This is a genomic window from Brevibacterium moorei, from assembly GCF_024580735.1.
Taxonomy (GTDB): domain Bacteria; phylum Actinomycetota; class Actinomycetes; order Actinomycetales; family Brevibacteriaceae; genus Brevibacterium; species Brevibacterium moorei.
Map to the genome: position 1 here is coordinate 65233 of NZ_JANIJX010000008.1, position 18970 is coordinate 84202.

10 protein-coding genes and 1 CRISPR repeat array (1 of these 11 cut by a window edge) are annotated in these 18970 nt (G+C 67.3%); of the genes, 7 read left to right on the forward strand and 3 right to left on the reverse strand.

Going from position 1 to position 18970, the window contains the following annotated elements:
• Position 1: 1 nt before the first annotated feature.
• A complete protein-coding gene (locus NQ034_RS07355) occupies positions 2-1222 on the forward strand; it encodes an acyl-CoA dehydrogenase family protein (RefSeq protein WP_257047983.1) in 1221 nt (406 codons plus the stop codon).
• 78 nt (positions 1223-1300) lie between these two features.
• Here NQ034_RS07355 and NQ034_RS07360 read toward each other — a convergent pair whose 3' ends face one another.
• Entirely contained in the window at positions 1301-3091 is a 1791-nt protein-coding gene (locus tag NQ034_RS07360; protein WP_257047985.1) for a phosphatase PAP2 family protein, read from the reverse strand.
• Between the two features lie 252 nt (positions 3092-3343).
• Here NQ034_RS07360 and cls point away from each other — a divergent pair, with 252 nt between their 5' ends.
• Complete coding sequence (cls, locus tag NQ034_RS07365; RefSeq protein WP_257047987.1) at positions 3344-4852, forward strand: cardiolipin synthase; 1509 nt, start codon at positions 3344-3346, stop codon at positions 4850-4852.
• 19 nt (positions 4853-4871) lie between these two features.
• Here cls and NQ034_RS07370 read toward each other — a convergent pair whose 3' ends face one another.
• Complete coding sequence (locus NQ034_RS07370; RefSeq protein ID WP_257048028.1) at positions 4872-5672, reverse strand: HAD-IIA family hydrolase; 801 nt, start codon at positions 5670-5672, stop codon at positions 4872-4874.
• 190 nt (positions 5673-5862) lie between these two features.
• On the opposite strand from NQ034_RS07370, the gene NQ034_RS07375 reads away from it, so the two are divergent.
• From NQ034_RS07375 to NQ034_RS07390, 4 genes are read left to right on the forward strand one after another with little or no spacing between them, the layout of a single operon-like run.
• Positions 5863-6855, forward strand: coding sequence for an ABC transporter substrate-binding protein (locus NQ034_RS07375; RefSeq protein WP_257047989.1), 993 nt, complete (start codon positions 5863-5865; stop codon positions 6853-6855).
• Positions 6856-6866: 11 nt separating this feature from the next.
• Complete coding sequence (locus NQ034_RS07380) at positions 6867-8066, forward strand: M20/M25/M40 family metallo-hydrolase (RefSeq protein WP_257047991.1); 1200 nt, start codon at positions 6867-6869, stop codon at positions 8064-8066.
• Positions 8067-8077: 11 nt separating this feature from the next.
• Positions 8078-8956, forward strand: a complete 879-nt coding sequence (locus NQ034_RS07385; RefSeq protein ID WP_257047992.1) for an amino acid ABC transporter permease — start codon at positions 8078-8080, stop codon at positions 8954-8956.
• The gene (locus NQ034_RS07390; RefSeq protein ID WP_306427584.1) at positions 8953-9726 is read left to right on the forward strand and encodes an amino acid ABC transporter ATP-binding protein; all 774 of its coding nucleotides are present in this window, start codon (positions 8953-8955) and stop codon (positions 9724-9726) included. Before NQ034_RS07385 ends, NQ034_RS07390 begins: the two co-directional genes overlap by 4 nt.
• Positions 9727-9825: 99 nt before the next feature.
• On the opposite strand, the gene NQ034_RS07395 is transcribed toward NQ034_RS07390, so the two are convergent.
• Positions 9826-11778, reverse strand: coding sequence for a gamma-glutamyltransferase family protein (locus tag NQ034_RS07395; RefSeq protein WP_257047993.1), 1953 nt, complete (start codon positions 11776-11778; stop codon positions 9826-9828).
• Positions 11779-11922: 144 nt separating this feature from the next.
• On the opposite strand from NQ034_RS07395, the gene NQ034_RS07400 reads away from it, so the two are divergent.
• Positions 11923-12468 (forward strand): type 1 glutamine amidotransferase domain-containing protein, encoded by a 546-nt coding sequence (locus NQ034_RS07400; protein ID WP_257047994.1) that lies wholly within the window; start codon positions 11923-11925, stop codon positions 12466-12468.
• Between the two features lie 72 nt (positions 12469-12540).
• Positions 12541-18970: a CRISPR direct-repeat array (repeat unit 28 nt; unit sequence GGATCATCCCCGCTGGCGCGGAGGCAAC); it runs 1783 nt beyond the window's last position.

Sequence of the window (18970 nt, forward strand, 5' to 3'; positions counted from 1 at the left end):
CATGGCCATCAGCTTCACCCCGGGAATGCTGCCGGAGGAGTACGAGTCCCTGCGCAGGTCCGTCGCCGATTTCGCGGACGCCGAGGTCGCGCCGGTCAGCGCCGAACTGGACCGGGCACACGCCTTCCCCTACGAACTGGTCGCCAAAATGGGCGATATGGGCCTGTTCGGACTGCCGTTCCCGGAGGAGTACGGGGGCATGGGCGGGGACTACTTCGCCCTGTGCCTGGCGATCGAGGAATTAGCGCGGGTCAACCAGTCCCTGGCCATCACCCTGGAGGCGGGCGTCTCATTGGGGGCGATGCCGATCCACCGCTTCGGCACGGACGCACAGCGCGCCGAACTGTTGCCACAGGTGATCGACGGGCGCGGCCTGGCGGCCTTCGGACTGACCGAGCCCGAGGCCGGTTCGGACGCCGGCGGCACCCGCACCCGGGCGGTCCTGACCCCCGGCTCGGGCGGGCAGGACGGCACGCCCGGTTCACCCACCGGCGGCGGCACGTGGACGATCGACGGGGCGAAGTGCTTCATCACGAACTCGGGCACCTCGATCACGAAGTTCGTCACCGTCACGGCGGTCACCGGCACCCGCACCGCAGCCGACGGCTCCCCGCGCCCGGAGATCTCCACCCTCATCGTGCCCTCCGGCACCCCCGGCTTCACCGTGGAGCCGGCCTACGACAAGGTCGGCTGGAACTCCTCGGACACCCACCCACTGACCTTCGCAGGGGTCAACGTGCCAGAGGGGAACCTGCTGGGACAGCGTGGGCGCGGGTACGCGAACTTCCTGCGGATCCTCGACGAGGGCAGGATCGCCGTGGCCGCGCTCGCAGTGGGCGCCGCGCAGGGCTGCCTCGACGAATCGGTGCGCTATGCGCGCGAACGCACCGCCTTCGGCCGGCCGATCGGGGACTACCAGGGCATGTCGTTCAAGATCGCGCGGATGGCGGCCCGGACGCAGACTGCCCGGGCCGCCTATTATGCGGCGGCCTCGCGGATGCTGGCCGGCCTGCCGTTCAAAACGGAGGCGGCCATTGCGAAGCTGGTGGCGGGCGAGGCCGCCATGGACAATGCGCGCGATGCCACGCAGGTCCACGGCGGGTACGGCTTCATGAACGAGTCCCCGGTCGCCCGCCACTACCGGGACTCGAAGGTCCTGGAGATCGGCGAGGGCACGACGGAGGTGCAGCTGATGTTGATCGGCCGGGAGCTGGGCCTGTAGCCCGCCGCAGGGCCTGGCCGCCGCACGCTATTACCCGCGCCCCGTATTACCGGTGCGCTGGATGAGCGTTGCCCGGTATCACCGGTGCGCGGCGGCCCGGTTCCGGCGCCTGCGGACCGTCAGCAGTACCGTGGCCCCGCCGATCACCAGCACCGCTCCGATGCCCACCGGTAGTCCGAGTTCGGTGCCGGTCGTGGGCAGTGCGCCGGTGTCCTCGCCACCGCCGGCGTTGTCACCCGCGGAGCCGCCGTCCCCGCTTGCGTCCCCGCCGGGAGCGGGCGCCGCGGTCGTCGCACTGGGCGCACTGGGCGAATCGCTGGGCTCGGTCGAGGCGCTCGGCCGGCCGGCGGTCACCACCGAGGCCGCCGGCTGGCCGGGCTCGACCTTCGTGACGGTGCCGGCCTCGTCGAGCGTGACCTTCGCGCTCTGCGCTGCGGGCAGGTCGATCCGGGCCCATCCCCTGGAACTGGAATCGAGCGGGTAGCCGGCCGGGGCCTCGGTCGCGGCCAGCACCGCGGTGCGCTGTTCCTCGTTGAGCTCGGGGAAGGTCGTGACCAGGAGGTTCGCAGCACCCGCCGGCACCCTGGGTGCCTCGTCCGCGGTCCGGGTTCCACCCGTATAGCTCGTCGCCCGGTCGAATCCGTAGGTCATGCGCTCCCTGTACACCTGCAGAGCGCTGCTGCGGTCGGTCACCGGGACGGTGGCGACGGCGTCGGTGAAGGCATTGGCGTATCCGCCGGTGCCATTGGCCTTGGTTGCGGTGATGCACGCGGCCAGAGTGTCCCCGTGGCCGTCGGCCTCGCACCTGTCGGTCAGGTAGTCGACCAGCTGTTTGCGGGCCGGCTGCAGCGTGTTCTCGATGTACTTCGCATCCAGGGTCGCCGCGGTGTGGGCATGGCCCAGGATCCGGCCGCCGATCACATCGAGTGGGTAGTGCACGCCGAGCGCGATGCGGTTGTTGCCGGCTTCCGATCCGCGCGTGGCGATCTCGGGTCCCAGCTCCGGCAACAGGACTGCCAGCAGCAGTGTCTCCTCATAGGCGAATGTGGTGTGCCCGGATGGGAACGCCTGTGAGATGCCCTCGGCCATGCCGTTGTAGTCGGCGGTGTGCTTCCTGCCGTGGGCGTCGGTCCAGTCGGCGATCCGCGCGGTTTCGAGGTCGGGGGCCAACCCACGCAGGTCGTTCTCGTTCTTCTGCCCCGCGAAGCCACGGTCGCTTAAGAATGGGCGCGGATAGTTGAAGTACGGCTTCGCCGCGCCGGTCGACGACTCGGCCAGAACTCCGTCGAACGCCTTCGCGGCCCGGTCCAGTTCGCCGCCTTCGACGCCCTCGCTGAAGTATTCGGCGAGCACGGGTCCGAGCGAGTCCGGCAGGGTCTCTTTCCAGTCGTAGTCGGCATCGACCAGCGCGCGGTGCGCCTGTTCCGTGTCCTTGGCCGCCCGGGTGTTGATCTTCTTGTACAGGTCGTCATTGGCGCCCAGGATCGGGGCACCGTGTGCGGTTACGCTGCCACGGAAGCCGGTTTCCCGCTTGGTGTCGGCGGTGCTGTCGTCGTAGACCAGCGGTGTCCAGTAGTCGTCGAATTCCCGCATGAGTTCGACGTTCTCGTCGACCTTGGCCGCCTTCGCCGTGGGCTCGGCCGGGGCCCCGGCTGTGGACGGGGGCGCGGTGGGCGCCTTCGTCGAAGTGGTGGCGTCGGCCGTCGGAGCGGTGGCGGTGTCCGTCGCCGTGCTCGTGTGCGAGGGCGTGTCGCCGGGCGCGGCGGTTCCCAGTCCGGCGGCAGTGGCGGGGACGGCCGTTCCTGCGAACATGATTCCGACGGTGGTTCCGATGGCCGCGATGCGTTTGGCCGAGTGCGGGGTGAGCATATGAGCATCCTCTTCTGTGGGAGTGGGCCAGCCCGCCGGCCGGTGCACGGCGGCTGCGTGGACACGCTACGACCGGCGGGTTAAGCGCACGGGGAGCACAAGGTGAACCGCGGGTGAACTATAACGTGGGAATACTGTGTGTGGTGGAATCACCATGCATCGGGACTGCCACGGGTGCACGCTTCCGCCCCCTTGGAATGCGAACCTGCGGCCGGGCGCATTCATGGCCGCTGCGGATGCGAAGATAGCAGGGTGGATCTCTTCGCTCTGCTGCCGTCCGGCCTCGAATCCGCCTCGATCTTCACCATCACGACCCTGATAGCGGAATACGTGGTCAAGATCGTGGCGATCGGCGTCGTTCCCGAAGACCGCAAACCGGGTTCGGGGACCGCCTGGCTGCTGGTCATCCTGTTCCTGCCCGTGGTGGGAATCCCATTGTTCCTGCTCATCGGCAATCCGTACATCAACCGGCGCCGGCAGCGGATCCAGGCACGGTCGAACGCGATCATGAAGCTGGGCACGGAGGACGTCCCCGACTATCCGGTCCAGCTGGAAGCCGCGATGCGCGCGGACCCGGCCCTGGCCTCGATCGTGGGGATGTCGCGCAGGTTGACCAGCCTGCCGATGGTCGCGGGAGTCAACCACGGACTGTCCGGGGACTACGAGGGCAATATCCGCCGGATGGCGGCGGCCGTCGACGCGGCAGACGACTACGTCTTCTGCGGAATCTACATCATGGCCCGCGATGCCACGACCGAAGTCTTCTTCGCAGCGCTGGAGCGGGCGGCGGCCCGCGGGGTCGAGGTCAAGGTGCTGTTCGACCACATCGGTTCGCGCAAGTACCCCGGTTTCAAGCAGTTGGGCCGTTCGCTGTCGGCCGCCGGCATCGAATGGCATCTGACCCTGCCGTTCATCCCGTGGCGCGGGCATCTGCGGCGGATCGACCTGCGCAATCACCGCAAGCTGCTGGTGGTCGACGGGCAGCGGGGCTTCATGGGCTCGCTCAATATGATCGATTCGAGCTATCTGCTGCAGAAGAACGTGCGGGTCGGCAGGCATTGGAACGACGTGCTGGTCGAGCTGTCGGGGGAGATCGTCGCGGAACTCGAAGCCGTGTTCGCCACCGACTGGTTCTCCGAATCGGGCGAGGAGATCGGGATCCGCGAGTACCGTCCGACCCAGGGCGCCGAGGCCGCCATGGGCGGGCAGGACAACGCCCTGCAGCTGATCCCCTCGGGACCGGGCTACCGGACGGAGCCCAATCTGCGGGCGTTCACCGCGCTGATCAACAATGCGCTGGACAATGTCAGGATCGTCAGCCCCTACTTCGTCCCGGATGAATCGATCCTGGCCGCGATCGTCACCGCCTGCTACCGCGGTGTGCGGGTGGAACTCTACGTCAGCGAAAAGGCCGATCAGTTCATGGTCGATTACGCCCAGTCCTCGTACTATCAGGCGCTGTTGGACGCGGGCGTGCACATCTATCTGTTCCCCAAGCCCGCGGTGCTGCACACAAAGGCCTTCACGATCGACGACCGAATCGCGGTTGTCGGATCGTCGAATATGGACATGCGCTCGTTCGGGTTGAACTATGAGATCAGCCTGCTGGCCTTCGCCGGCGATCTGGTCGCGCAGACCGTGGAGATCATCGACGGCTACCAGGCGAAGTCACGGCGCCTGATGCGGCCAGAATGGCACCACCGGCCCTACTGGCGGCGTTACCTGGAATCGGTCTTCCGGCTCACCTCGGCCCTGCAGTAGGGACTACCTCGAATCGGGACTACTGCGCAGCCGGTGGTGCGGCCGCCAGGGCCTGGGCCAGTTCGTCTACCCCGCCGACCACATGATCGGGACGGAAGGGGAAAGTGTCGACGTCGCGGCGGGAGCTGATGCCCGAAAGGACCAGGAAGGTGTGCAGTCCGGCCTCCATGCCGGCCATGATGTCTGTGTCCATCCGGTCGCCGATCATCGCGGTGGACTTCGAATGGGCCCCGATCTTGTTCAGGGCCGAGCGGAACATCATGGGATTGGGCTTGCCCACCACATAGGGCTCGGCGCCCGTGGCCTTCGTGATGAGACTGGTGATCGCGCCGGTGGCCGGCAGGATGCCCTCGGGGGAGGGGCCTGTGGCATCCGGGTTCGTGGCGATGAACCTGGCGCCGCGGGAGATCAGACGGATCGCCTTGGTGATCGCCTCGAAGGAATAGGTGTGCGTCTCCCCGACGACTACGAAGTCGGGATCCGCTTCGGTCATGATGAAGCCGGCGTCGTGCAGGGCGGTGGTCAGTCCGACCTCGCCGACGACGAAGGCGGAGCCGCCGGGGGCCTGATTGGCCAAGAAATCCGCGGTGGCCAGAGCCGAGGTCCAGATCCGTTCCTCCGGAACGTCCAGGCCCATGCCGTGCAGGCGGGCCGCCAGATCACGCGCGGTGTAGATCGAATTGTTCGTCAGCACCAGGAAGGGCGTGTCGTTGACCCGCCACTGCGCCAGCAGTTCGGCCGCACCCGGCAGTGCCTGTTGTTCGCTGACCAGGACCCCGTCCATATCGGTCAGCCAGCATTCGATGTTCTCGATCCCCATAGTCCCCATGGCCTCCAGCCTAGTGGACGTGCGCCACCGGTGGATTGCCCACGGGTGAATGCCGGGTGGACTGGTGAGCGTCGGATGGACCGCTGGGCGGGCGCGGGAGTGGACAAGTGCGCGGGCCGAAACATTGTCCGAGTAACATTTCCCGTGTCCCTCTCCATATATTCAACTCTTCAGGGGTGCCATGTTCACAACGCAGCGTTTCAGCCGTCCGTCCGACCGCGTCGCCGGTCGTCATCATCGGTCGAACCGCCGACACGCGATGAGCCTGGCAGCCGTCGTGGCAGCCGGCTCTCTGCTGCTGACCGCCTGCGGTGGTTCCGAGGGCGACAGCGGTGACACCAGCGCCGGCGACTCCGACATTCCGAAGGTCGAGTCCCTGGACAAGGTCGCCAAGGACGATGCGCTGGCCAAGCGCCTGCCCAAGAAGATCGCCGACCGCGGCACGCTGGTCGTCGGTTCGGATACGACCTTCCCGCCGGCGGAGTTCCTGGCGGGCAAGGACGGCCAGACCGCAGTGGGCAACGAGGTCGACATGTCCAAGGCGATCGCGGCCAAGCTGGGTCTGAAGCTTGACTTCCAGTCCTCGAGCTTCGACGCGATCCTGCCGGGCATCGGCAGCAAGTACGACCTGGGCTATTCGTCGTTCAACATCACCAAGAAGCGCCTGCAGGCCGTGGACTTCGTGTCCGCCTCCCAGGGAGGCACGACCCTGCTGGTCAAGAAGGGCAATCCCGACGGGCTGAAGTTCGACAATCTGTGCGGGCACAACATCGCCGTGCAGATCGGGACCACGCAGCAGGACGACACCGAGAAGATGAGCAAGAAGTGCACGGACGCCGGTGAGAAGGCCCTCAACGTCACCCCGCTCAAGATCACCACGGATGCCGTGACCCGCCTGTCGGGCGGCACCGTCGACGGCGTGCTGTCGGGGACCTCGACCCTGGGCTATGCCGCGACGCAGTCGCATGGCGCGCTGGAGACCATCGACGATGTCTACGCCACCGCGCAGACCGGCATCGCGGTGGATAAGAAGGACAAGGAATGGTCCAAGCTGTTGGCCGACACGATGAACGCGCTGATCAAGGACGGCACCTACGGTGACGTCATGAAAGCCTGGGGCCAGGAGGCCTCCATCATCAAGAAGTCCGAAGTCAACCCGGCGACGGACCTGTGATGGGGGAGCCGATGACCGAAACGAATCCGGCAGCACTGCCCGAGGTCGCCACTGAGCTGACCGCGATCGCGCAGCGCGAACCGCAGACCCTGGCCCAACAGATCGCGTTGAGCGAGATCCCAGCGCCCTCCTTCGCCGAGGGCCCCCGCGCCCAGGAGTTCGCGCGCCTGTTGGCCGCGGCCGGGGTGCACGACATCGAAATCGACGAGTCGCACAATGTGATCGGCCGGCTGGGTCCGGCGGATACCAAGCTGCTGCTGACCGGCCACCTGGACACCGTGTTCGACCAGGACACGGATGTGCGCGTGACGACCGATGAGGCCGGCGTGCTGCACGGGGCGGGCATCTGCGATGATGCCCGCGGCCTGGCCGCGGTGCTCAGCGCCGCCAAATCCCTGGCCGCCCTGGAGGACGGCCTGGAGACGGGCATCCTGATCGGCGCGAACGTGCTGGAGGAGGGCAAGGGCAACCTGGGCGGGATCACCGGCCTGCTCGACACCCTGGCCGGGCGCTTCGAGGCCTTCATCACCGTCGACGGCGCGAATCCCGAACGCATTGTGACGATCGGGCCGGCCTGCCACAGCTTCCTCGTGACCTTCACCGGCCCCGGCGGACACGCCTACGGGGATGCCGGCCGGGTCTCCGCCGTGCACGCGGCCGGCAGGGCCACCGTGGCCGTTGCCGACCTCGAGGTCGCAGCCGTTCCGAAGACCATCGTCAACGTGGGTGCGATCCGCGGCGGGGTCACGGAGACCTCGATCGCCTACCAGTGCACGGTGGAGATCGACATGCGCAGCGATGAACAGCCCGTGCTCGACGACCTCGTCGCCCGGGTGCGCCAGGCGATCGAAGCGGCAGTGGCCGTGGAGAACGACCGGGCCGACACCTCGGCCGGGGAGATCACCTATGAAATCGCCACGACCTGCGACATCCCCGGCGGCACCCTGCCCGAGGACGCGGAACTGGGCCGGGCGGCCCTGGCCGGCTACGGCGCGGTGGGCCTGGAGCCCTACCTGGGGGCCGCTGCGACCACGGATGCGAACGTGCCGCTGAGCCGCGGCATCCCCGCCCTGTGCGTGGGCGGCGGCGGCGCGGCCGGGAACAACCATTCGACGAATGAGTACTTCGACCCGACCGACAGTCATCTGGGGCCGCAGGGCATCCTGTTGACCGCTCTGAGCTTCGCGGGATACCGCGCAGCGACCGTCTGAGGAGGGACACGATGGCATTTCCCGCCTCATGGCGCACACCCCGGCAGAAGGACGGGGTGGATCTGATCAATGCGCGTCCCGTCCGCCACCCGTGGCGGTACGTGATCGCGATCGTCATCCTCTACATCGCGGTGTGCGTGGTCGACGGCTTCCGCACCAATGAGAACTTCCACTGGGACGTCGTCGGGGAGTACCTGTTCGACCGGATGGTCATCAAGGCGCTGGGCTGGACCCTGCTGCTGACCGTCGTCGCGATGGCCCTGGGCATCGTCCTGGCGGTGGCGCTGGCGCTGATGCGGCAGTCGGCGAACCCGTTGGCCAAATGGGTGGCGAACCTGTGGATCTGGTTCTTCCGCGGCACCCCCGTGTACACGCAGCTGCTGTTCTGGGGCCTGGTCGCGACCCTGTACCCCACGTTCACGATCGGCCTGCCGTTCGGCGGACCCACCTTCGTGTCCTTCGAGACGCAGAAGTTCTACTCGGCCGCCGTGGCCGCGATCCTGGGCCTGGGCCTGAACGAATCGGCGTACCTGGCGGAGATTTTCCGCGCGGGCTTCCAGTCCCTGCCCAAGGGCCAGTTCGAGGCTGCGGCCTCACTGGGCCTGCCCCGGCGCCGCACCATGTGGAACGTGATCCTGCCGCAGGCCATGCGCGTGATCATCCCGCCGACGGGCAATGAGCTCATCGGCATGCTCAAGTCCACCTCGCTGGTGCTGGCCGTGCCGTTCACGTTCGAACTGACGTACGTGACGAACTCCGTGGCCAACCGCCTGTACCTGCCCGTGCCCATGTTGATGGTCGCGGCGATCTGGTACATCATCATCACCTCCGTGCTGATGGTCGGTCAGCACTTCCTGGAGAAGAAGTTCGGAAAGGGCGTGTCCGTATGAGCGGGGCTGAGAAGATGGTCGAGCTCAAGGGCGTGCACAAGTTCTTCGGCGAGCACCATGTGCTGCAGGGCATCGACCTTGCGGTGGCACCCGGCGAGGTCGTCACCCTGATCGGGCCCTCGGGCTCCGGCAAGTCGACGGTGCTGCGCTCGATCAACCTGTTGGAGCACGTGGAGGCCGGCGAGATCTACGTCGACGGCCAGCGGATGGGCTACAAGACGTTGGCCGATGGGACCCTGGCGGAGCTGACCGATTCGGAGATCGCCCAGCAACGGCGGCCGATCGGCATGGTGTTCCAGCGCTTCAACCTGTTCCCGCACCTGACGGTGTTGAAGAACGTGGAGCTCTCCCCGCGGCTGACGCAGAAGCGCAAACCGCGTGAACTCCGCGAGCAGGCGCTGGCCCTGTTGGAGCGGGTGGGTCTGGCCGACAAGGCCGAGGCCTATCCCGAACAGCTGTCCGGCGGGCAGCAGCAACGCGTGGCGATCGCCAGGGCACTGGCGCTGAATCCGGACCTTATGCTGTTCGACGAGCCGACCAGCGCGCTGGACCCGGAATTGGTGGGCGATGTCCTGGAGGTCATCCGGGAACTGGCGGCCGACGGCATGACGATGCTCATCGTCACGCACGAGATCGGCTTCGCCCGCAGCATTTCGGACAAGGTGTTGTTCATGGACGGCGGTGTGATCCAGGAGCAGGGCAAGCCCGCCGATGTGATCGGCAATCCGCAGAACCCCCGCACCCAGGAGTTCCTCTCCAAGGTGCTGTAGGGCTGCCAGGTTGGCATTCGCAAACACGCCTTTGGCACGGAAACACGTCTGTATAGTGACGTGTTTCCGTGCCAAAGGCGTGTTTAGGCGTCTTACAGCTCAGCGGCCCGCGGCGTAGCCCTGAGCACCACGTGGATTGGCCGCGGCCTGCAGGTTACCGGTGGCGGGATCGCGGGTGATGGCGGACAGCCTGCCCAGCGCCCAGTCCCCGGCGCACGTGACCCGGTGGCCCCGGGCGCGCAGGCCGTCGATGACCGCTTCGCCCAGCCGGTCCTCGACCACGGCCGAGGCCGGGTCCCAGGTCCGCGGATAGAACGAGGCCGGCATCGCGTTCGTGTGGAAGGCAGGCGCGTCGATCGCCTGCTGTGGTTCGTACTCGCCCACCAGCAGCCGCAGCACCAGGAGCAGCTGCCACTGATCCTGCTGGTCCCCGCCCGGAGTGCCCAACACCGCGACGGTCTGCCCGTCCTTCTGGATCAGCGTGGGGCTCAGCGTGGTGCGCGGCCGTTTGCCCGGCGTCAGAGCTGAGGGCGATGATTCGTCCAACCAGGTCATCTGCAGGCGGGTGCCCAGACAGAAGCCCAGACCCGGCACCGTGGGGGAGGACTGCAGCCAGCCGCCCGATGGCGTCGCCGAAATCGCATTGCCCCAACGGTCCACCACATCGATATGACAGGTGTCGCCGCGGTGCGTGCCGTCGGCGGCGGTCTGCACTGCGGAGTCGTTCGTCTGCATGGTCGGTTCGCCCGAACCCTGGCCTGCACCCGGAGCATGTGCGGCGGCGTACTGTGCCCACTCGTCCTCGGTGATCAGGGGCGGTGCGAAGGCACTGCCGCCGGGCAGCAGGGACAGGAGCTCCGCAGGCAGGGTGCCGGGGCGGAACTCGGCACTGGCGGTATCGGTGATGAGCGTGCGGCGTTCGGCCGCGTACTCGTCGGAGAGCAGGTACTCCAGCACCCGGCCGGTGGCATCCGTGTCCGCATCGCCGTAGTAGACGTCGCGGTCGGCCAGGACCAGTTTGAGGGTCTCCAGGATCGTGTGCGCGCCCAGTTCGCTGGACGGGTCGAGGCGGTCGTCGGAGAATCCGTCGAGGATCTTCAGGGCCTGCAACAGGATGGGGCCCTGGCCCCAGGCGCCGATCTTGGAGACCGTGTAGCCGCGGAACTCGACGCTGGCCGGAGCCTCGAATCTGGAGCATTCGCGTGCCAGGTCAGCGGCGGTGATGACGCCGGCGTAGTCGCCGCCGTCGGCGTGGCGGTGTGGGGTCTTGACGAACTCGGCGATCGTCTGGGCGACCCGGCCGGTGTGCCACAGGTCGCGGGCGGCCTGGATGCGAGCGGCACGGGAGGTGGCCTCGGCCCCGGCGGAATCGGGCGCCGAGGCCGCGGCCAGTTCGCGCAGCACCCGCGCGTATTCGGGATTGCGCACGGTGGTGCCGGGCGCGGGGACCTGGCCGTCGGAAGTCAGCCACAGGTCCGCCGAGGACGGCCAGTGTTCGGTGAACAGGTCCTTGACCCGGGCGATGGTGGCGGTGGCCGAGGCGAGGATCGCGTGTCCGTGTTCGGCGTAGTGGATCGCGTAGGCCAGGACATCGGGCAGCTCCCAGCTGCCGTGGGTGATCAGCAGGTTCAGCCACATGTCGACCGAGGTGGGGATGGCCGCGGCCAGTGCGCCCGCGCCGGGCACGAAGTCCAGGCCGAGTGCCTTGTACGCCTCGACCGAGGCGCCGGCTGGGGCATCGCCCTGGCCCATCATGATCTGGGGTGCAGGGTGCGGTTCCGCGGCGGTGGGTGCGGTGGTGAGGACGCCGGTCATGTCCCCTGCCGGGCCGTTGAGGTGCGGTTCGACCACGTGCAGGACGAAGGCGCCTGCGGCTGCGGCGTCGAAGGCGTTGCCCCCGCGTTCCAGCACGGACTGGGCGGTGGCGGTGGCCAGCCAGTGGGTGGAGGCGGCCATGCCGAAGGAGCCCTGCAGGCTGGGGCGTGTGGTGTGGGTGGCGGGTGGCGTGAACTGGGCGTTGGCGGGCGAGGCCAGTGCGTGGAAGAAACTCATGGTCAGAGCCTATAGGGAGGGTGTGACACGGGTGTGTCCGGTGTCACGATGTGGGTGGGGAATAGAGAATTAGGGGACCTTGCGTCTGTGGTGCGATGGGTGTTCCATGGTGGGACATACGAAACCGCGTGAAAGGAGTTCGTCATGGCAATCGCCGATAAGAAGGTGGCCTTCCTGCTGACCCGCGGGGTTGAAGAGGTCGAACTGACCGGACCGCTCAGTGCCGTGCGCGGGGCCGGAGCCCAGGCGGTTATCGTGTCGCCCTGGGACGACGGGCCGCTGACCGCGCTGAACAGTGATTGGCACAAGGGTGAGGACTTCGAGGTTGATGTGCCCGTGATCGCCGCGAAAGCGGAGGACTACGACATGCTGGTCATGCCGGGCGGCACACTCAACGTCGACAATCTGCGGACCTCGGCGCCGGCGGTGGAGTTCGTCAAGGCGTTCTTCGAGGCCGGAAAGCCGGTGGCAGCGATCTGCCACGCGCCGTGGATGCTGGCCGAGGCCAAGCTGGCGCAGGGCCGGACGCTGACCAGCTACCACTCGATCAAGCAGGACCTGCTCAACGCCGGGGCGAACTGGGTGGACCAGGAACTGGTGCGCGACAGCAACCTGATCACCTCCCGTAGTCCGGATGATCTGGCGGCCTTCGATAAGGCCATCGTCCAGGAGTTGGAGTCACTGGGGTGATGGGGTGGTTGTCGGGTGACGCTTGAGAGGGCCTCGGCCGCGGGATTTCCCGTGGCCGAGGTTTTTGGTGGGTGGGTATCCCCGCTGGCGCGGAGGCAACGGGTGCCGGGGTGGCATCCGTGTCGTCTACCACGGATCATCCCCGCTGGCGCGGAGGCAACCGCCTGGTCCACGCGAGGTCGTCGATCGCGTCCGGATCATCCCCGCTGGCGCGGAGGCAACATTCGGCCCACACGTAGAGGACGGGGGCGACCCGGATCATCCCCGCTGGCGCGGAGGCAACTGCTGTTTCTTGAGTAGGTCGATGAGTTCCTGCGGATCATCCCCGCTGGCGCGGAGGCAACAAGTCCCGGCCGAACCGTCTGGTGTCGGTGTCGGGATCATCCCCGCTGGCGCGGAGGCAACTTGGTGACGTACTTGCCGGCCTGCATGGAGTACGGATCATCCCCGCTGGCGCGGAGGCAACCCGAATCCATTCGGGTCACACTATGGGACGGTGGGATCATCCCCGCTGGCGCGGAGGCAACTCCCGGCGCTTCGCCTTTTCAGCTTCATAAGCCGGATCATCCCCGCTGGCGCGGAGGCAACTCAAATGCCCAAGGAAATCGACGGGGTCACCTACGGATCATCCCCGCTGGCGCGGAGGCAACCTCCTTGAGACTCCGCTCGAAGCGCGGCGCCTCGGATCATCCCCGCTGGCGCGGAGGCAACGCGTAGCCACTGATCCATGATGCTCCTTAGATGGGATCATCCCCGCTGGCGCGGAGGCAACCATCCCCGTTTCTTAGTACCCCAAGTTTTCCCCGGATCATCCCCGCTGGCGCGGAGGCAACCCCATGCCTTCGGCCTGCTCGATCAGAGCGGCCGGATCATCCCCGCTGGCGCGGAGGCAACCCTCGTTGAGCTGCTTCGGGGACCCGTCTACCGGGATCATCCCCGCTGGCGCGGAGGCAACCAAGTTCGTGGACTCGCCCATGTCGATCATCGTCGGATCATCCCCGCTGGCGCGGAGGCAACATGATCGCGGATGAACTGCATGATGCTTTGCAGGGATCATCCCCGCTGGCGCGGAGGCAACCCCGGGCCGGAAATCGGGCCGCCGTCAGCCTTCGGATCATCCCCGCTGGCGCGGAGGCAACCGTGGCGGTGAGTCATTCGACAACATCGGACGGGGATCATCCCCGCTGGCGCGGAGGCAACGTCCACTACTTCCCGCCGCCCGTGAAGCTCGACGGATCATCCCCGCTGGCGCGGAGGCAACCTGGGTCACCTGCGCACCGCCACCAGGGAGAGGGGATCATCCCCGCTGGCGCGGAGGCAACGTCAATCTGCCGATCCTTCAGCAGGTTGTCAGAGGGATCATCCCCGCTGGCGCGGAGGCAACCGTGAGCGTCTGCTTCTGGCCTTGCCAGGCGAGGGATCATCCCCGCTGGCGCGGAGGCAACATGGGTCCTAAGGGCTACGGTTTGGTGGCGAAGGGATCATCCCCGCTGGCGCGGAGGCAACTCGCTCTTGTGCCGGCGTGCGGACGTGAGCTGCGGATCATCCCCGCTGGCGCGGAGGCAACCAAGGCGGCGCCATGGACACCGCATCAGACGGGGGATCATCCCCGCTGGCGCGGAGGCAACACCGAGGATCCGGGCGTCGGCGTCTGCGAGACCGGATCATCCCCGCTGGCGCGGAGGCAACACGACGATGTAGAGGCGCAACTCCCCGCCGTGCGGATCATCCCCGCTGGCGCGGAGGCAACACGGTGACGTTCCGCAACTCGACTGCCGAACCGGGATCATCCCCGCTGGCGCGGAGGCAACTCTTCGCCCTGTCGCTGGTAGAACGCGAGGGCCGGATCATCCCCGCTGGCGCGGAGGCAACTCGGCCAAATCCTTGATCTGGTCTTCCGTGGTCGGATCATCCCCGCTGGCGCGGAGGCAACCACGCGCTGATCGAGTTCGTAGGCCCCTGCCTGGGATCATCCCCGCTGGCGCGGAGGCAACCAGGTTGGCGACTGTGGCGGGATGGCGGTCTCAGGATCATCCCCGCTGGCGCGGAGGCAACTGAGAGGAGCCAGTTCGTGCGGTACGGGAACTGGGATCATCCCCGCTGGCGCGGAGGCAACCCCTGGCCGGTCGGCTGATCCTCGTCGGGCGCGGGATCATCCCCGCTGGCGCGGAGGCAACTCGTTCCGCTCCATCCCCGGATTCAACGCCAAGGGATCATCCCCGCTGGCGCGGAGGCAACCAGCGTCCCTGAATCTCGCTCAACATGAGCTGAGGATCATCCCCGCTGGCGCGGAGGCAACTTGGGTGTGCGGGCCTCGGAGGGCCCGGCCCCGGGATCATCCCCGCTGGCGCGGAGGCAACCATTCTTCCCGACAGCCGACCTGGCGATCATAGGGATCATCCCCGCTGGCGCGGAGGCAACCGCTGAACGACCCAGAAGCGGGTGCCCTTCTCCGGATCATCCCCGCTGGCGCGGAGGCAACCGGGCAGCCGAGGTTGGCGGCCGTCAGGGCGTGGGATCATCCCCGCTGGCGCGGAGGCAACGATCGTCGGCGGGATCGTGTACGCGGTCAGGACGGATCATCCCCGCTGGCGCGGAGGCAACGGTGCGTACTCTGTGGTGGATCGTCTGGGTGACGGATCATCCCCGCTGGCGCGGAGGCAACTAGCGCTGGCCGCCTCCTGCTGCCTGGCGGCCTCTGGATCATCCCCGCTGGCGCGGAGGCAACTCACCACCGTGTCGAGTGACAGAGGAGACGCCATGGATCATCCCCGCTGGCGCGGAGGCAACCCCATCTGGGCACCAGCACCCTCGCGCAGGCCCGGATCATCCCCGCTGGCGCGGAGGCAACCTTGGGGGTCCCCTCGTGGTACTGGCCGCCGACGGATCATCCCCGCTGGCGCGGAGGCAACGCGGGTGCTGAGCGTCTTCTTCTGGTCTCCAGGGGATCATCCCCGCTGGCGCGGAGGCAACGCCTTCGACGCGTTCAGGAACGCATCCGCAGCCGGATCATCCCCGCTGGCGCGGAGGCAACTTGCTGTTGCGGTGGTCATTCGCGCCACCACCGGGATCATCCCCGCTGGCGCGGAGGCAACGGTATTCGTCCTCGCTGTCGCAGGTGGGTGTGTGGGATCATCCCCGCTGGCGCGGAGGCAACGGCTTCATTTTGCCAAGCTTTTCCAGCTTGGCCGGATCATCCCCGCTGGCGCGGAGGCAACCACCTTCACATCCGTGATCGTGAAGACATGCCCGGATCATCCCCGCTGGCGCGGAGGCAACTGGTAGGCCAGGCATCCGGGCCAGATGAGGGCCGGATCATCCCCGCTGGCGCGGAGGCAACAGGTAGAGGTCATCCCACCATGTCGCATCCTGCGGATCATCCCCGCTGGCGCGGAGGCAACCCAGCCCTGCCTGGCCCTGCCACGCCGCGAGCGGGATCATCCCCGCTGGCGCGGAGGCAACCGGACACTCCGCAGGTGGCCGCGCAGGAAGAACGGATCATCCCCGCTGGCGCGGAGGCAACGTCTACTTTGGCTAGGAGGCCACATGTTCACACGGATCATCCCCGCTGGCGCGGAGGCAACAGAAGCGCATGAAGCAGGAGATGGAGTCCTCGGGGATCATCCCCGCTGGCGCGGAGGCAACTCGTCACCCGTGATCGGCTTGGACGCCGGCGTGGGATCATCCCCGCTGGCGCGGAGGCAACGAGGGTGCGGGCTCGATCCTGCAATCTCAGCGGGGATCATCCCCGCTGGCGCGGAGGCAACCACCGTAGCCCTGTCTGGCGCGTACTCGATCCCGGATCATCCCCGCTGGCGCGGAGGCAACCGGTGGCTGCGCTGGTGGCCTACGAGTCGGCTGGGATCATCCCCGCTGGCGCGGAGGCAACCTGGTGCTTGGAGTGACTGCCGGAGTGGATGCGGGATCATCCCCGCTGGCGCGGAGGCAACGCAGGATCAGCTTCGCCCCCGGTGTCCCCCATGGGATCATCCCCGCTGGCGCGGAGGCAACGGTGACCATTCCAGCCATGCCAGACCTGGCGAGGGATCATCCCCGCTGGCGCGGAGGCAACGCGGAAACGACCGGGGAACAGGGCGAGCCAGTGGGATCATCCCCGCTGGCGCGGAGGCAACAGCCCAGAGGCAATATCCGCCCTCGCGCACGTGGGATCATCCCCGCTGGCGCGGAGGCAACGCCGCCAGGACTGGGGCTACGTCCTCATCGGAGGGATCATCCCCGCTGGCGCGGAGGCAACCCTGAGTGGTTCGCAGCCATAAAGCTAGCGGTCGGATCATCCCCGCTGGCGCGGAGGCAACATCGTCTGGTTTTGGCTTTGTCATGGTTGTTCCGGATCATCCCCGCTGGCGCGGAGGCAACAACAGAGTCAGGAAATGCGGAGGGACCCGCGCCGGATCATCCCCGCTGGCGCGGAGGCAACGATTCCCGCGTTGCGCTCTGCTTCCTCGGCTTCGGATCATCCCCGCTGGCGCGGAGGCAACATGGCCTCATGGTGCCGGCTGCACGGGGTGCAGGGATCATCCCCGCTGGCGCGGAGGCAACCTGTTGCTCATTGTTCTTGCCTTTCGCCATGACGGATCATCCCCGCTGGCGCGGAGGCAACGACGGCGGCTTCGAGAAAGACATGATCCAGGTAGGATCATCCCCGCTGGCGCGGAGGCAACGACCTCCCGTTGTCCGTCCACGAGCTGGTCGTCGGATCATCCCCGCTGGCGCGGAGGCAACGTGCACAGCGCATTCGGCAATAGTCCTCCGCGTCGGATCATCCCCGCTGGCGCGGAGGCAACCCATCATTATCGAGGGTCGAAACGGTATCGGCCGGATCATCCCCGCTGGCGCGGAGGCAACGTCTACACGAAACCATCCTGCGTCCAATGCGAGGGATCATCCCCGCTGGCGCGGAGGCAACGACCGCCCTACTTCCATGAAGGAATCGATCGTCGGATCATCCCCGCTGGCGCGGAGGCAACGTCCACGCCGTCCGCTGGGAACCGTGCGGACAGGGATCATCCCCGCTGGCGCGGAGGCAACCCTCGGTTTCTTCGATACCTTCGGGGGTGGTGCGGATCATCCCCGCTGGCGCGGAGGCAACATCTGCGGTGACACGGTGTCCAGGTTCAAGGCGGGATCATCCCCGCTGGCGCGGAGGCAACACGAGTCCACCGATTCGTGCGCGCTGCCTGTCGGGATCATCCCCGCTGGCGCGGAGGCAACGAGGTTGAGCGATGCTCAAATGGCACTCAACGGGGATCATCCCCGCTGGCGCGGAGGCAACACGCACGCAGTGGAGCAGTACACAGGCACCTACGGATCATCCCCGCTGGCGCGGAGGCAACAAATGTTCATCCTCTTGTGGCACGAGGCTGGCCGGATCATCCCCGCTGGCGCGGAGGCAACTCGGCGGCAGGGCTTATTCCCAGTCCGTCGCGCGGATCATCCCCGCTGGCGCGGAGGCAACGGATGACCTCCGCATCAACAACCTCGCCGTAAGGGATCATCCCCGCTGGCGCGGAGGCAACCCAGGCGCCGAAGCGCCCAGGGGCTAGTCGTGCGGATCATCCCCGCTGGCGCGGAGGCAACATTAGCACCACGGATTCCCGTGACCTGCGCCACGGATCATCCCCGCTGGCGCGGAGGCAACTTGACCAGCACACGATATTCCTCATGTGCGGCCGGATCATCCCCGCTGGCGCGGAGGCAACTCCGGCCATGACATCGACACCCAGTGCCTGCAGGGATCATCCCCGCTGGCGCGGAGGCAACCTGGAGAGGCCTAAAAGCGCCCCCAACAGGCCGGGATCATCCCCGCTGGCGCGGAGGCAACCTTTCCGTGTCGCCATCCGGCGACGCGATGGCCGGATCATCCCCGCTGGCGCGGAGGCAACAGCTTGCAGATGGACTCGACCGTTGCATCCGCCGGATCATCCCCGCTGGCGCGGAGGCAACTGCGGCCTTTAACAATGACGTGAGTACGTCACGGGATCATCCCCGCTGGCGCGGAGGCAACGACATGAAGAAGGCGTTTGCGAAGGCCAGCGCGGGATCATCCCCGCTGGCGCGGAGGCAACGCTGATCGTGTCCGTGCGGATGTCGTTGGAGGCCGGATCATCCCCGCTGGCGCGGAGGCAACTCAGCCAGAGTGGCGCGTCTCGTCGCCTCATCGGGATCATCCCCGCTGGCGCGGAGGCAACTCATGCCGCGCATGTCCTGCTCGTGGCCACGGAGGATCATCCCCGCTGGCGCGGAGGCAACTTTCTTCAGGTGCTCCCGATACCTCATCGGACCGGATCATCCCCGCTGGCGCGGAGGCAACCGCAGGGTGCCGGCACCTACATGTGTTGGGCAAGGATCATCCCCGCTGGCGCGGAGGCAACTCGAGCGGCCGCCACGGCTTCATCGAGTCCCGGGGATCATCCCCGCTGGCGCGGAGGCAACTGAGTACGTCACGTTCAATTGCTACCGTTTCCAGGATCATCCCCGCTGG

Bases quoted from the DNA above. Each gene is read 5' to 3' on its own strand.
- NQ034_RS07400 (WP_257047994.1), top strand. From the start codon at position 11,923: ATGGCAATCGCCGATAAGAAGGTGGCCTTCCTGCTGACCCGCGGGGTT.
- NQ034_RS07375 (WP_257047989.1), top strand. From the start codon at position 5,863: ATGTTCACAACGCAGCGTTTCAGCCGTCCGTCCGACCGCGTCGCCGGT.
- NQ034_RS07380 (WP_257047991.1), top strand. From the start codon at position 6,867: ATGACCGAAACGAATCCGGCAGCACTGCCCGAGGTCGCCACTGAGCTG.
- NQ034_RS07390 (WP_306427584.1), top strand. From the start codon at position 8,953: ATGAGCGGGGCTGAGAAGATGGTCGAGCTCAAGGGCGTGCACAAGTTC.
- NQ034_RS07355 (WP_257047983.1), top strand. From the start codon at position 2: ATGGCCATCAGCTTCACCCCGGGAATGCTGCCGGAGGAGTACGAGTCC.
- NQ034_RS07385 (WP_257047992.1), top strand. From the start codon at position 8,078: ATGGCATTTCCCGCCTCATGGCGCACACCCCGGCAGAAGGACGGGGTG.
- NQ034_RS07370 (WP_257048028.1), bottom strand. From the start codon at position 5,672: ATGGGGATCGAGAACATCGAATGCTGGCTGACCGATATGGACGGGGTC.
- NQ034_RS07395 (WP_257047993.1), bottom strand. From the start codon at position 11,778: ATGAGTTTCTTCCACGCACTGGCCTCGCCCGCCAACGCCCAGTTCACG.
- NQ034_RS07360 (WP_257047985.1), bottom strand. From the start codon at position 3,091: ATGCTCACCCCGCACTCGGCCAAACGCATCGCGGCCATCGGAACCACC.